Annotated in this window: 15 protein-coding genes; 10 read left to right on the forward strand and 5 right to left on the reverse strand. The window is 71.0% G+C overall.

Annotated features, from left to right (window positions below):
• Window positions 1–59: 59 nt before the first annotated feature.
• A complete protein-coding gene (locus tag AB0M67_RS17525; RefSeq protein WP_365746253.1) occupies window positions 60–701 on the forward strand; it encodes an HU family DNA-binding protein in 642 nt (213 codons plus the stop codon).
• A 113-nt stretch (window positions 702–814) separates the two neighbouring features.
• Here the strand turns inward: AB0M67_RS17525 and AB0M67_RS17530 are convergent, their stop codons facing one another.
• Window positions 815–1,018 (reverse strand): hypothetical protein, encoded by a 204-nt coding sequence (locus tag AB0M67_RS17530; RefSeq protein ID WP_365746255.1) that lies wholly within the window; start codon window positions 1,016–1,018, stop codon window positions 815–817.
• A gap of 43 nt (window positions 1,019–1,061) precedes the next feature.
• Window positions 1,062–1,751, reverse strand: coding sequence for a 2-phospho-L-lactate guanylyltransferase (gene cofC, locus AB0M67_RS17535; RefSeq protein WP_365746257.1), 690 nt, complete (start codon window positions 1,749–1,751; stop codon window positions 1,062–1,064).
• A 172-nt stretch (window positions 1,752–1,923) separates the two neighbouring features.
• Here cofC and AB0M67_RS17540 point away from each other — a divergent pair, with 172 nt between their 5' ends.
• From AB0M67_RS17540 to AB0M67_RS17550, 3 genes are all read left to right on the forward strand, one after another.
• On the forward strand, window positions 1,924–2,670 hold the full coding sequence (locus tag AB0M67_RS17540) for a lysophospholipid acyltransferase family protein (RefSeq protein ID WP_365746259.1): 747 nt from the start codon (window positions 1,924–1,926) through the stop codon (window positions 2,668–2,670).
• Window positions 2,667–3,668: an NAD(P)H-dependent glycerol-3-phosphate dehydrogenase gene (locus AB0M67_RS17545; RefSeq protein WP_365746261.1), complete on the forward strand. Its 1,002-nt coding sequence runs from the start codon at window positions 2,667–2,669 to the stop codon at window positions 3,666–3,668. The genes AB0M67_RS17540 and AB0M67_RS17545 overlap by 4 nt, the downstream gene beginning before the upstream one ends.
• 111 nt (window positions 3,669–3,779) lie before the next feature.
• Window positions 3,780–4,952, forward strand: coding sequence for a D-alanine--D-alanine ligase family protein (locus AB0M67_RS17550; protein WP_365746263.1), 1,173 nt, complete (start codon window positions 3,780–3,782; stop codon window positions 4,950–4,952).
• A 45-nt stretch (window positions 4,953–4,997) separates the two neighbouring features.
• Here the strand turns inward: AB0M67_RS17550 and AB0M67_RS17555 are convergent, their stop codons facing one another.
• Complete coding sequence (locus tag AB0M67_RS17555) at window positions 4,998–5,492, reverse strand: DUF3515 domain-containing protein (RefSeq protein WP_365746405.1); 495 nt, start codon at window positions 5,490–5,492, stop codon at window positions 4,998–5,000.
• A 26-nt stretch (window positions 5,493–5,518) separates the two neighbouring features.
• The gene (locus AB0M67_RS17560) at window positions 5,519–5,752 is read right to left on the reverse strand and encodes an Lrp/AsnC ligand binding domain-containing protein (RefSeq protein ID WP_030351778.1); all 234 of its coding nucleotides are present in this window, start codon (window positions 5,750–5,752) and stop codon (window positions 5,519–5,521) included.
• 209 nt (window positions 5,753–5,961) lie between these two features.
• Here AB0M67_RS17560 and AB0M67_RS17565 point away from each other — a divergent pair, with 209 nt between their 5' ends.
• The gene (locus tag AB0M67_RS17565) at window positions 5,962–6,933 is read left to right on the forward strand and encodes a thiamine-phosphate kinase (RefSeq protein ID WP_249953751.1); all 972 of its coding nucleotides are present in this window, start codon (window positions 5,962–5,964) and stop codon (window positions 6,931–6,933) included.
• A gap of 10 nt (window positions 6,934–6,943) precedes the next feature.
• A complete protein-coding gene (gene thiD, locus AB0M67_RS17570) occupies window positions 6,944–7,759 on the forward strand; it encodes a bifunctional hydroxymethylpyrimidine kinase/phosphomethylpyrimidine kinase (RefSeq protein WP_365746264.1) in 816 nt (271 codons plus the stop codon).
• Window positions 7,760–7,857: 98 nt separating this feature from the next.
• On the opposite strand, the gene rpmB is transcribed toward thiD, so the two are convergent.
• Entirely contained in the window at window positions 7,858–8,043 is a 186-nt protein-coding gene (gene rpmB / locus AB0M67_RS17575) for a 50S ribosomal protein L28 (RefSeq protein ID WP_003957616.1), read from the reverse strand.
• Between the two features lie 255 nt (window positions 8,044–8,298).
• Between rpmB and AB0M67_RS17580 the strand changes: the two genes are divergently transcribed.
• The 4 genes from AB0M67_RS17580 (at window position 8,299) to coaD (ending at window position 13,429) form a co-directional block, all read left to right on the forward strand.
• Window positions 8,299–9,945 (forward strand): DAK2 domain-containing protein, encoded by a 1,647-nt coding sequence (locus AB0M67_RS17580; protein WP_365746266.1) that lies wholly within the window; start codon window positions 8,299–8,301, stop codon window positions 9,943–9,945.
• Window positions 9,946–9,970: 25 nt separating this feature from the next.
• Window positions 9,971–12,193: an ATP-dependent DNA helicase RecG gene (gene recG / locus AB0M67_RS17585; RefSeq protein ID WP_365746267.1), complete on the forward strand. Its 2,223-nt coding sequence runs from the start codon at window positions 9,971–9,973 to the stop codon at window positions 12,191–12,193.
• 145 nt (window positions 12,194–12,338) lie between these two features.
• A complete protein-coding gene (gene rsmD, locus AB0M67_RS17590; RefSeq protein WP_365746269.1) occupies window positions 12,339–12,923 on the forward strand; it encodes a 16S rRNA (guanine(966)-N(2))-methyltransferase RsmD in 585 nt (194 codons plus the stop codon).
• Window positions 12,924–12,949: 26 nt separating this feature from the next.
• Window positions 12,950–13,429 carry a pantetheine-phosphate adenylyltransferase gene (coaD, locus tag AB0M67_RS17595; protein WP_365746407.1) on the forward strand — a complete coding sequence of 160 codons (480 nt, stop codon included), beginning with the start codon at window positions 12,950–12,952 and terminating at the stop codon, window positions 13,427–13,429.
• Window positions 13,430–13,500: the final 71 nt, after the last annotated feature.

Genomic DNA, 13,500 nt, shown 5'->3' on the forward strand with positions numbered 1-13,500 from the left:
CCTAACGTGCGAAAAAGCTTGAACACTTTCGTTCTGGCAATGTCTCCGAAGGGGAAGACGTGAACAAGGCGCAGCTCGTAGAAGCGATTGCGGACAAGGTCGGCGGCCGTCAGCAGGCCGCGGACGCGGTGGACGCGGTACTCGACGCGATCGTCCGCGCGGTGGTCGCCGGAGACCGGGTCTCGGTCACCGGATTCGGCTCGTTCGAGAAGGTCGACCGCCCGGCCCGTTACGCCCGTAACCCGCAGACCGGTGAGCGCGTCCGGGTCAAGAAGACCTCGGTGCCGCGGTTCCGCGCGGGACAGGGCTTCAAGGACCTGGTCAGCGGCTCGAAGAAGCTCCCGAAGAACGATGTGGCCGTCAAGAAGGCACCCAAGGGCAGCCTCTCGGGCGGCGTTTCCGCCCGTACGACCGTGAAGGCCGCGGCCAAGAAGGCCACCGCCAAGACCGCGGCGGCCCGCAAGACCGTCGCCAAGAAGGTCACGGCGGCCAAGAAGACAGCGGTCAAGAAGACCGCCGCCAAGAAGGCCACGGCGAAGAAGGCCACGCCGGCGAAGAAGACCGCCAAGACGGCGGCGGCCAAGAAGGCCACGGCGAAGAAGACCGCGCCGGCCAAGAAGGCGACGGCCAAGAAGGCCCCCGCGCGAAAGGCCACCGCGCGCACCACCACCGCGAAGAAGACCGCCGCCAGGAAGAAGTAGTCAGAAAGCGGCACAGGGCCACACGCGCCGGGCCGGGCTCCCCTCGGGGAGCCCGGCCCGCGGCGTTGTACGGGGTACGGAGCGGGGAAAGGCGCTGGGGGCGACGCGGGGCGTCAGAGCGTCTGGAGCGTCACCAGCGTGATCCTGAGGGACGCGCCCTCGCCCGCGGTCTCGATCCGGACGCGCTGCCCGGGCCGCAGCAGCCGCAGCCCGCCGGCGTCGAAGGCAGCCGCGTCGAACTCCACCGGAGTGCCGTCGTCCAGCAGCACACTCCCGGCACGGGTCTCGGAATCGTATGTGTACGAGGTCGCCTGCATAACCGCAGCGTAGCGGTCCCCGGCCGGCCCGCGGAGGCCGTCCTCAGCACCCCGGCCGGGGAGCGGGCAGCGGGCCGCGAGGGGCGTATCTGCGGGCCGTGTACGGGCCCAGGCCCAGCGCCGCGGCCGCCCGCAGATCATCGCCCGTGTCCACGTCCCGCCGTACGGAATCGACCCCGGTCAGGACTATTTCCACCGCGCCCGAGGACAAATGCCGATGTCGGGAGGGACCGCCGAAAGCCGGATTCAATTCGGCACCGGGCGCGGCCGTCAGCAATGTCGTACCGATTTCGGCGGCGTCCGCGAGAAAGGCGCGCGGAAATGCGTCCGCGGCGGAGAGCACCCGCGCCAGTTCCGCGGGCCGCAGCGCCGGCAGATCCGCGTTGAGCGCGGCCACGGCGGCCCGTGGCCTGACCGCCCTGACGGCGCGCGCGCCATGCGCCAGCGCCGCGTTGAGACCGTTCGCCGGGGCGTCCGGCACGATGCGCGCCCCCAGCTCGGCCAGTTCCGCGCTCGCCGTCGGGTCGTCCGTGACGACCACCACATCCCGGACCGCGGGGCTGGCCAGCGCGGCTGCCACGGTGTCCTGCGCGAACGCGAGGGCGAGCCGCGGGCGCAGGGTGTCGCCCGCCGTCCCCGCGAGCCTGCTCTTGGCCAGCCGGAGCGGTTTGAGGGGGACGACCAGAGACCAGCGGGCGGTCGGGTCGGTGTTCGTGGCGAACTCTCCGTCCATGCTGTAGCGGCCCAGGTGTATCCGCCCTCTATTGTGGCCCGGCACCGTCCCGGCCCACAGAGGCGGCCCCGGAGACGGGGCGTACGGTGTTCTCGACAGAGCAGGGGCCCGGGGCCACACTTGACCCCCGGCAGCCGGGCAATGAGCCGGGCGAGAAGAGAAAGGTGTCCGAGTGTCCCGCCGCAGAATCGGCTTCTGGTACCGCCTGGCGGCGGCCATCGCGAAACCGCCGCTGATCGTACTGCTCAAGCGGGACTGGAAGGGTGCGGAGCACATTCCGGCCGACGGCGGATTCATCACCGCGGTGAACCACAATTCGCATCTCGACCCGTTCGCGTACGCGCACTTCCAGTACAACACAGGCCGCGTTCCGCGCTTCCTCGCCAAGCACGGCCTATTCACCAAGGGATTCATCGGGGCCGTGATGCGCGGCACCGGCCAGATTCCCGTCTACCGCGAGACCAGCGACGCGCTGAGCGCCTTCCGCGCCGCCATCGATGCCGTCGAGCGCGGCGAGTGCGTGGCCTTCTATCCCGAGGGCACGATCACCCGCGACCCCGGGCAGTGGCCCATGACCGCCAAGACCGGCGTCGCCAGGGTCGCCCTCCAGACCAAGTGCCCGGTCATCCCGATCGCGCAGTGGGGCGCCAATCTGCTGCTGCCGCCGTACGCGAAGAAGCCGAACCTCCTCCCGCGCAAGACGCACCGTGTGCTCGTCGGACCGCCCGTGGACCTGGCCCGCTACTACGGCAGGGACATCACCCCCGAATTGCTGCGCGAGGTCACCGAGGTCATCATGGCCGCGATCACGGAACTGCTCTCCGAACTGCGCGGGGAGCCGGTGCCCACGGCCACGTACGACCATCGCAAGGCCAGGGCGGAACAGCGGCGCAAGGCCGCGGAAGAGGGGTCGAAGTGACGCGGGTCGCGGTCTTCGGAGCGGGTTCGTGGGGTACGGCGTTCGCCATGGTCCTCGCCGACGCGGGATGCGAGGTGACGGTCTGGGGCCGCCGCCGGGAGGTCGTCGACGCGATCAACACCGCGCACACCAACCCCGACTACCTGCCCGGCTTCGAACTGCCCGTGAGCGTACGGGCCACCACCGACCCCGCGGAGGCGGCGCGCGGCGCCGAGTTCACGGTGCTCACCGTGCCTTCGCAGACGCTGCGCGGCAATCTCGCCGAGTGGGCGCCCGTACTGCCCGCCAACACCGTGCTCGTCTCGCTGATGAAGGGCGTCGAACTCGGCACGGCCAAGCGGATGAGCGAGGTGATCGAGGAGGTCGCCAAGGCACCGGCCGAGCGGGTCGCCGTGATCACCGGCCCCAACCTCGCCAAGGAGATCGCCGGACGGATGCCGGCCGCCGCCGTCGTCGCGTGCCGGGACGAGGACGTGGCGCGCCGCCTCCAGTCCGCCTGCCACACGCCGTACTTCCGCCCGTACACCAACACCGATGTCGTCGGCTGTGAACTCGGCGGCGCGGTCAAGAACGTCATCGGTCTCGCCGTCGGAATCGCCGACGGCATGGGCCTCGGCGACAACACCAAAGCCTCCCTGATGACCCGGGGTCTCGCGGAGACCACCCGGCTCGGCCTCGCCATGGGCGCCGACCCGCACACCTTCTCCGGCCTCGCCGGCATGGGCGATCTGATCGCCACCTGCTCCTCGCCGCTCTCCCGCAACCACACCTTCGGTACCAACCTCGGCCGCGGGATGACCCTCCAGGAGACCATCGCGGTCACCAAGCAGACGGCGGAGGGCGTCAAATCCTGTGAGTCCGTGCTCGACCTCGCCCGCCGCCACGGCGTCGACATGCCGCTCACGGAGACGGTCGTGGACATCGTGCACAACGGCAAGCCGCCGCTCGTCGCGCTCAAGGAACTGATGTCGCGCAGCGCCAAGCCCGAGCGCAGCTGAGCCCGCGACCGCCGCCGTGGCCGACTCCGCCGCCGACTCCGGGCGACGGTCGCTGACTCGGCCGCGACCAACGCTGACTCCGGCGCTACCAACAGGTACGCTCATCGCGATATGAGCAGCGAGAACTCCCCCCAGAGCCCTGAGCAGCAGCTCCGCAAGCCGCGCGTGGCCGTCGTCTTCGGCGGACGGAGCTCCGAGCACGCCATTTCCGTGGTCACGGCCGGGGCCGTACTGCGGTCCATCGACCGGACGAAGTACGACGTCCTGCCCATCGGTATCACCACCGACGGCCGCTGGGCGCTCACCGCCGACGATCCGGAGCGGATGGCCATCGCCGACCGCGCGCTGCCGAGCGTCGACCAGATCGCCGAGTCGACCGACGGCGGCGTCGTACTCTCCGTCGACCCGGGCAACCGCGAGGTCGTCTACAGCGAGCCCGGTTCCGTGCCCAAGGCGCTCGGCGAGGTCGATGTCGTCTTCCCCGTACTGCACGGCCCGTACGGAGAGGACGGCACCCTCCAGGGCCTGCTGGAGCTCTCCGGCGTCCCGTATGTCGGCGCGGGCGTCCTCGCCTCCGCCGTCGGGCAGGACAAGGAGTACATGAAGCGGGTGTTCACCTCCTTCGGGCTGCCCGTCGGCCCGTATCTGGTGATCCGCCCCCGCGAATGGGAGCAGGGCCCCGAAGGAGCCAAGGGCGCCGCCGCCCGCAAGAAGATCACCGACTTCGCCGCCGAGCACGGCTGGCCGCTCTTCGTGAAGCCCGCCCGCGCCGGATCCTCCATGGGGATCACCAAGGTCGAAGACGCCTCGGGGCTGGACGAGGCGATCATCGAGGCGCGGCGCCACGACCCCAAGATCCTGGTGGAGTCGCTGCTACGGGGCCGCGAGATCGAGTGCGGGGTGCTGGAGTTCGAGGACGGCCCGCGTGCCAGTGTGCCCGCGGAGATCCCGCCGGTCACGGCGCACGACTTCTACGACTTCGAGGCCAAGTACATCGACTCGGCCACCGGCCTGGTGCCCGCGCCCCTCACCGAGGAGCAGACGGCCGAGGTACAGCGGCTCGCCGTCGAGGCGTTCGAGGCCGCCTCCTGCGAGGGTCTGGTCCGCGCGGACTTCTTCCTCACCGAGGACGGCGAGTTCGTCATCAACGAGATCAATACGCTGCCGGGCTTCACGCCCATCTCGATGTTCCCGCGGATGTGGCAGGAGAGCGGCGTCGGTTATCCGGAGCTGATCGACCGGCTGATCCAGGCGGCGCTGCGCCGGCCGACCGGGCTGCGCTGACACCCGTACCCGACCCTCCTCGGGGGCCGCGCCGGGCGCCTCCAGTCACAGACTGGACGGAATCGTCTTCTTGACCGGCGCGGCCAGCTCGGCGAGCGGTGTGGAGTCATGCGTGAACCGTTCGTCCATGGTGACCTCCACATACGTCTCGCGGTAGGTGGTCGTGAAGCGGGGCCCCGAGTCCCGTTCCTCCAGCATCCAGTTGACGCCGTTCGCCTCCACCGCGTCCGACTGGGCATCGCTCATCCCCTCGGGCCGGGGGACACCGCAGCGCAGTACGATCGCGGCGTCCCCCCACCCGGCGGTCAGTTCGGAAGACGGCTCGGGATCGGCCCGGCCGAGGTCGGAGACGGTCTTCGGCAGCTCCTTGTGGAGAGCCCGGCACAGCGCTGCCTCCCGCGCGGGCGGACGGGGAACCGCGACCGACATCGACGTGCCGGCGGAGGAACAGCCCGCCACCGCCGCCACCAGAACGACGGCGGACAGGCGGACGAGCGGACGGCCGGATAGCCTGCGGCGGGACGGCGGGCGACAGGAAATGGTCACCGGCCAAGGGTAGACGGGGGCTACAAGTGCACGACCGGGCAGGTCAGGGTGCGGGTGATGCCTTCCACTTGCTGGATTTTCGCGACCACCATGCGGCCCAGCTCATCGACGGTGTCCGCCTGAGCGCGCACGATCACGTCATAGGGACCGGTGACGTCCTCGGCCTGGATAACTCCCGGAATCTTGGCGATGGTCTCGGCGACGGTCGTCGCCTTGCCCACCTCGGTCTGGATAAGGATGTACGCCTGTACCACGGAACCTCCAGGGCGGCCACGAGGATCATGTGGGGGAAAGAGACGCCACGGTATCGCGTCGCCGAGTGCGGCGGGGAGACCCGGGTCCCGGGTGGCGCCCGTGGGGTGGCGTACGGAAGACCAAGTTGACGCGACTCACGACGGTACCGACAGCAGTGAAGGACCGCGACCGCGCGTGCGGCCCGGTAATGACAGAGAGGGGAGACTCGGTGAAGGGAACCGTGGGCGAGTTGGGGGAGTTCGGTCTCATCAGGGAACTCACCTCCCGGCTCACCACCACCCCGGCGGTCCGGCTCGGGCCGGGCGACGACGCCGCGGTCGTGGCCGCGCCCGACCGCAGGGTCGTGGCGAGTACGGACCTGTTGCTGGAGGGGCGGCACTTCCGCCGTGACTGGTCGACGGCCTACGACGTCGGCCGGAAGGCCGCCGCGCAGAACCTCGCCGATATCGCGGCGATGGGCGCGGTCCCCACCGCGCTGCTCCTCGGGCTCGTCGTCCCGGCCGAACTCCCGGTCACCTGGCCCACCGAGCTGATGGACGGCATCCGCGACGAGTGCCAGGTCGCGGGCGCGGCCGTGGTCGGCGGTGATGTCGTACGCGGCGACACGATCACCATCGCCATCACCGCGCTGGGCGATCTCCGTAACCACGAGCCGGTCACCCGGTCCGGCGCCCGGCCGGGCGATGTCATCGCCTACACCGGCTGGTTGGGCTGGTCGGCGGCCGGGCACGCGGTGCTCTCCCGCGGCTTCCGCTCGCCCCGCGCCTTTGTGGAGGCGCACCGCAGACCGGAACCGCCGTACCACGCGGGTCCCGCGGCGGCCGGGCTCGGTGCCACCGCCATGACCGACGTCAGCGACGGACTCGTCGCGGATCTGGGGCATATCGCGGAGGCCAGCAAGGTCCGTATCGATCTGCGCTCCGGTCTGATCGACATCCCCTCGCAGATGAACGACATCGGCCAGGCGGTCGGGATCGACCCGCTCCAGTGGGTGCTGACGGGCGGGGAGGATCACGCCATCGTCGCCACGTTCCCGCCGGACGTGAAGCTGCCGGCCCGCTGGAAGGTGATCGGTGAGGTGCTCAACCCGTCCGCGCTGCCGCAGGTGACGGTCGACGGGGCGCCCTGGACCCGCAAGGGCGGCTGGGACCACTTCGGGGACATCGAGGACGCCCAGTAGATTCGGCACCATGCCGATACCTGAGCGAGTTACGCCACCGTCCGTGCCACCGCGTGTGCTCACCGTCGCCGGATCGGACTCCGGCGGCGGTGCGGGCATCCAGGCGGATCTGAAGACGATGCTGGCGTTCGGTGTGCACGGCATGAGCGTGCTCACGGCGGTGACGGCCCAGAACTCCACGGGCGTACACGGCGCCTGGGAACTGCCGGTGGGGGCCGTACGCGCCCAGTACGGCGCGGTCGTCGACGACATCGGCGTCCAGGCGGTGAAGACCGGCATGCTCTCCTCCGCCGAACTGGTCGCGGCCGTAGCGGAACTGCTCGCCGGGACGGACGCCCCCGTGGTCGTCGACCCGGTCGGGGTCTCCAAGCACGGCGATCCACTGCTCGCCGCCTCGGCGCTGGACGGCGTACGGACGAGGCTGCTGCCGGTCGCGACCGTCGCCACCCCCAATCTGGACGAGGTGGCCCAGCTCACCGGCGTACGGGTGGAGGACGAGACGGGGCTGCGGCGCGCGGCCGGCGCCGTACTCGAATTCGGGCCGCGCTGGGCGCTGATCAAGGGCGGGCATCTGCCCGGGGACGCGGTGGATCTGCTGACCGACGGCGCCGAGGAACACTGGCTGCGCGCACCGCGCCACGACAACCGGCATACGCACGGCACGGGCTGCACCTACGCGTCGGCGATCGCCTCGGGCCTGGCCCGGGGGCAGGACGTGGTGGCGGCCGTCCGGACGGCCAAGGAGTATGTGACGGGCGCGATCGCGCACGGCTTTCCACTGGGCACGGGGATAGGCCCGGTGGATCACGGGTGGCGCTTCCGCTGACGGCGCCGCTCGGCCGCCCACGGCACGGCAAAAAGCCGGTCCACCGAGGTGGACCGGCTTTTCAAGGCAACCGCAGGGGCTGCGCTACGACGCAGGCGTCAGCGCGAGACCTTGCCGGCCTTGATGCACGATGTGCAGACGTTGAGCCGCTTCGGCGTCCGACCGACCACGGCACGCACGCGCTGGATGTTCGGGTTCCAGCGACGGGACGTACGGCGGTGCGAGTGCGAAATGTTGTTGCCGAAGCCCGGCCCCTTGCCGCAGACGTCGCAGTTGGCAGCCACGGGTCACTCCAAAGACTTCAGATGCTCGTACAGAGAAATCCGGCGTGCCGGGATCAGTGACTGATGTGGCGTTGCCGGGGGATTGGCCCGACTCTCATCGGGCAACCGCAGCAGCATACAACGCCTGCCTCGGTACAAGAAAACTACCATGACGGACAGCGGCTCCGTTCCGTGAGGTTGGCCCGCTGTTCGCCTCCCGTCCCCGGGCTACCCTGCGTGCAGCCCGCATCCAGGCCGCTCAAGGAGGACCCTCAGGTGCCGCAGACCCTCGACGCAGCAGCGGTACGGAGCTGGTGCTCGCTGGCGCTGGAGGCCCTGGGCCGGGAGCGCGAGGAGATCGACGCGATCAATGTCTATCCGGTCGCGGACGGTGACACCGGCACCAATCTCTATCTGACCGTGGAGTCCGCGGCGCAGGCGGTCGAGGCCGTCTTCGCGGCCCATGAGACCGGTGCGTCCGTGCCCGCGCCCGCCGATGCCGTACGGGCCATGGCGCATGGCGCGCTGCTCGGTGCCCGGGGGAATTCCGGGACGATCCTGGCGCAGCTGCTGCGCGGGATGGCGGAGGTGCTGGCGGACCCGGCGCCGACGGATCCCGAGGGGGCCGGCGGAGCGCGGCTCGCACCGGCGCTGCGGCGGGCCGCCGGGCTGGCCCGCGAGGCCGTCGCGCACCCCGTCGAGGGCACGATCCTCAGCGTGGCCTCCGCCGCGGCGGAGGCGGCGGAGGCGGCGGAACGGGGTGGTGCGGCGGACGTGGGCGCCACCGTACGCGCGGCGTACGCGGGCGCTCGCGCCGCGCTCGCGGCCACCCCCGACCAGCTGCCCGTGCTCGGACGCGCGGGAGTCGTCGACGCCGGCGGGCGCGGGCTGCTCGCCGTCCTCGGCGCCCTGGTGCGGTCCCTCACGGGCGAGACACCGGCCGCCTTCCCGATGCGCCACCGCCGGTACGAGGACCCGGCCGCGGTCGAGTCGTCGATCGAGTCCTGCGGCCCCGGGGGCGGACCCGCCTTCGAGGTGATCTATCTGCTGGAGGCGGACGACCGCGCCGTGGCCCGGCTCCGGGGCAGGCTCGACGGGCTGGGGGACTCCCTGGTCGTCGTCGGCGGCGACGGGCTGTGGAACGTACACGTCCATGTCGACGACGCGGGCGCCGCCGTGGAGGCCGGGGTCGAGGCGGGACGCCCGTACCGCATCCGTATCACCCACTTCGGCGCCGCCGCCGAGGAGCCGCCCGAGCGGGTCCAGCGGGCCGTCGTCGCGGTGGTCCCGGGAGAGGGGCTCGCGGGGCTGTGCGCCGAAGCCGGCGCGACGACCGTGCTCGCGCGCCCCGGGGAGCCGCCCGCCAGCGGGGAGCTGGTCGAGGCGATCCGGCGGGCCCACGCGCGCGAGGTGGTGCTCCTGCCGAACGACGCGGCGCTGCGGCACACCGCCGCCGCTGCCGCCGAACAGGCCCGTACCGAGGGCGTACGGGTCGCCCTCATCCCGACCAGGGCCGCCGTCCAGGGCATCGCGGCGCTCGCCGTCCACCAGCCGGACCGCCGCTTCGACGAGGACGTGGTCGCCATGACCACCGCGGCCGGCGCCACCCGCTACGCCGAACTGGCCGTCGCCGAACGGCAGTCCTGGACCATGGCGGGTATCTGCCAGGCCGGGGACGTCCTCGGCCTGATCGACGGGGACGTGGCGGTGATCGGCGCCGATCTCACCGCCACCGCCGAGGCGGTGCTCTCCCGGATGCTGGCGGCCGGCGGCGAACTGGTGACGCTGGTACTCGGCGACGAGGTGCCCGACGCGCTCGCCGACCGCCTGGAGATCTACGTACGGGACGGCCATCTGGCCGTCGACACCGTGGTCTACCGGGGCGGCCGGCAGTCCGTTCCGCTGCTCATCGGCGTGGAGTAGCAGCCTGTCAGTGGCGTGGTGTGCAATGGATCGCGTGTCCGCGCTGGATGAATCCCTCAAGAAGACGCTCGGCCCCGCCACCGCGAAGGTGATGGCCGAACACCTCGACCTGCACACGGTCGGCGATCTGCTGCATCACTACCCGAGGCGGTACGAGGAGCGCGGCCAGCTCACCAAGCTGGCCGAGCTGCCGCTGGACGAGGACGTCACGGTGGTCGCGCAGGTCGCCGACTCCCGGATCCTGACGTTCAACCACGGCCGGGGCCAGCGTCTGGAGATCACCCTCACCGACGGCAGCGGCCGGCTCCAACTGGTCTTCTTCGGCAGGGGAATCCACAAGCCGCACAAGGAGCTCCCGCCGGGCAGCCGCGGGATGTTCGCGGGCAAGGTCTCCGTCTTCAACCGCAAGCTCCAGCTCGCGCACCCCACCTATGTGCCGCTGGGCAGGGCCACCGACGACGACGGGTCCACGGAGGACACCGCGCAGGCCGTGGACGCCTTCGCGGGCAAGCTGATCCCGATCTATCCCGCCTGCAAGGGGCTGGAGTCCTGGAAGATCACCAAAGCGGTCGACGCGGTCCTGCCCAGAGCCGCGGAGGCCGTCGATCCGCTGCCGCCCGCGCTGCGCGACGGCCGTGGATTCTCCTCCCTGCCCGAGGCGCTGCTCAAGGTTCACCGGCCCGAGACCCGGGCCGACATCGAATCCGCCAGACAGCGGCTGAAGTGGGACGAGGCGTTCGTCCTCCAGGTCGCGCTGGCCCGGCGGCGGTACGCGGACGCGCAGCTGCCCGCCGTGGCCCGCAGGCCCGTGCCCGACGGGCTGCTGGACGCCTTCGACGCCGATCTGCCCTTCACCCTCACCGACGGCCAGCGGAAGGTCACCGGCGAGATCTTCGCGGACCTCGGCACCGAACACCCCATGCACCGGCTGCTCCAGGGCGAGGTCGGCTCGGGCAAGACGCTGGTCGCGCTCCGGGCGATGCTCGCGGTCGTCGACGCGGGCGGTCAGGCCGCCATGCTGGCGCCCACGGAAGTGCTCGCCCAGCAGCACCACCGATCGATCACGGAGATGATGGGCGAGCTGGCCCAGGGAGGAATGCTTGGCGGGGCCGAGCACGGCACCAAGGTCGTCCTGCTCACCGGCTCGATGGGCATGGCCGCGCGGCGTCAGGCGCTGCTCGATCTGGTCACCGGCGAGGCCGGGATCGTGATCGGTACGCACGCGCTGATCGAGGACAAGGTGCGGTTCCACGACCTCGGACTGGTCGTGGTGGACGAGCAGCACCGTTTCGGTGTGGAGCAGCGCGACGCGCTCCGCTCCAAGGGCAAACAGCCCCCGCATCTGCTGGTCATGACGGCCACGCCCATTCCCCGTACGGTCGCGATGACCGTCTTCGGCGATCTGGAGACCTCCGTCCTCGACCAGCTCCCGGCGGGCCGCTCGCCGATCGCCAGCCATGTGGTGCCGGCCCAGGACAAGCCGCACTTCCTCGCCCGCGCCTGGGAACGGGTGCGGGAGGAGGTCGGAAAGGGACATCAGGCGTATGTCGTCTGCCCCCGGATCGGCGGCGACGAGGAGGACGACAAGGCGAAGGGGAAGACCAAGCCGTCCAAGGAGGACGAGGCCGAGAAGCGGCCCCCGCTCGCGGTCGTGGAGGTCGCCGGGCAGCTCACCCAGGGACCGCTCCAGGGGCTGCGCGTCGAGATCCTGCACGGCCGGATGCAGCCGGACGACAAGGACGCCGTGATGCGCCGCTTCGCCGCGGGCGAGGTGGACGTGCTCGTCGCGACCACGGTCATCGAGGTCGGGGTGAACGTCCCCAACGCCACCGCCATGGTGATCATGGACGCGGACCGGTTCGGCGTCTCCCAGCTGCACCAGCTGCGCGGACGCGTCGGCCGCGGCTCGGCCCCCGGCCTCTGTCTGCTGGTCACGGACATGCCCGAGGCGAGCCCGGCCAGGGCCCGGCTCGGCGCGGTCGCCGCCACGCTCGACGGCTTCGAGCTGTCCCGTATCGACCTCGAACAGCGCCGTGAGGGCGATGTCCTCGGCCAGGCCCAGTCCGGGGTGCGCTCCTCGCTGCGGATGCTCGCGGTCATCGAGGACGAGGAGATCATCGCCGCCGCCCGGGAGGAGGCCGCCGCGGTGGTCGCCGAGGACCCGGAGCTGACCGGCTCCCCGGAGCTGCGTACGGCGCTGGACGCCCTGCTGGACACCGAACGCGAGCAGTACCTCGACAAGGGCTGACCCCGCGGGACCCGGCCATGCCGCACCGGGCCGGGCCCGCTCGGGGCGTACGCCATATCGTGGGGGCAGAGCCATAATCCGAGCCCCGCGCCCACCCGTACCCGACCACCGCCCACGACGCCATCGAACCGAGGACCCGACTCCCATGACCCGCGTGATCGCCGGTGCCGCCGGCGGACGCCGTCTCGCCGTACCGCCAGGCACCGGCACCCGCCCCACCTCCGACCGGGCGCGTGAGGGCCTCTTCTCCAGCTGGGAATCGCTCCTCGGCACCCTCGACGGCATCCGGATCGCCGATCTGTACGCGGGATCCGGCGCCGTGGGTCTGGAGGCGCTCTCCCGCGGCGCCGCGCACGCGCTGCTCGTCGAGGCGGACAGCCGCGCCGCCCGGACCGTCCGTGCGAACGTCGCGGCGCTCGGGCTTCCCGGCGCGGAGGTCCGTACCGGCAAAGCGGAACAGATCATCACGGGACAGGTCCCCGACACCCCCTACGACCTGGTCTTCCTCGATCCGCCGTACGCCGTCACCGACGACGATCTTCGGGAGATACTCCTCACACTCCGCACAAGGGGGTGGCTCAGCGCCGCCGCCGTCGCCACCGTGGAACGCAGCACCAGGGGTGGGGAGTTCGACTGGCCGGAGGGTTTCGAGCCATTGCGGTCCCGTCGTTACGGCGAGGGGACGCTTTGGTACGGTCGCGCCGCCTCTACGAGTGAAGACGCACCATGACCGGACCGGAGAGCGAGGGAATCACGTTGCGCCGCGCCGTCTGTCCGGGGTCCTTCGACCCCATCACCAATGGACATCTCGACATCATCGCCCGCGCCTCCAAGCTGTACGACGTCGTACATGTCGCGGTAATGATCAACCAGTCCAAGAAGGGGCTGTTCACGATCGAGGAACGGATCGATCTGATCCGTGAGGTCACCGCCGAGTTCGGCAATGTGGAGGTCGAGGCCTTCCACGGGCTGCTCGTCGACTTCTGCAAGCAGCGCGACATCCCCGCCATCGTCAAGGGGCTGCGCGCCGTCAGCGACTTCGACTACGAGCTGCAGATGGCCCAGATGAACAACGGACTCTCCGGGGTCGAGACGCTGTTCGTCCCCACCAACCCCACCTACAGCTTCCTCTCCTCCTCCCTGGTCAAAGAGGTCGCGACCTGGGGCGGAGACGTCTCCCACCTGCTGCCCGCGGCCGTCCACTCGGCCCTGATCGCGCGCCTCGGCGAGCGCTGAGGAACTGACGGCCCGTCATTCGGTGTCGGACGGGCTCGAACTGGCCGTACAGTCGTTGCGTCCGTCTCCAA

It is taken from the genome of Streptomyces sp. NPDC051662 (assembly GCF_040681655.1).
Taxonomy (GTDB): Bacteria; Actinomycetota; Actinomycetes; order Streptomycetales; family Streptomycetaceae; genus Streptomyces.

Coding starts and splice junctions, on each gene's coding strand:
- AB0M67_RS17530 (WP_365746255.1), bottom strand. CDS start 1,018: ATGCAGGCGACCTCGTACACATACGATTCCGAGACCCGTGCCGGGAGT.
- cofC (WP_365746257.1), bottom strand. CDS start 1,751: ATGGACGGAGAGTTCGCCACGAACACCGACCCGACCGCCCGCTGGTCT.
- AB0M67_RS17550 (WP_365746263.1), top strand. CDS start 3,780: ATGAGCAGCGAGAACTCCCCCCAGAGCCCTGAGCAGCAGCTCCGCAAG.
- thiD (WP_365746264.1), top strand. CDS start 6,944: ATGCCGATACCTGAGCGAGTTACGCCACCGTCCGTGCCACCGCGTGTG.
- recG (WP_365746267.1), top strand. CDS start 9,971: ATGGATCGCGTGTCCGCGCTGGATGAATCCCTCAAGAAGACGCTCGGC.
- rsmD (WP_365746269.1), top strand. CDS start 12,339: ATGACCCGCGTGATCGCCGGTGCCGCCGGCGGACGCCGTCTCGCCGTA.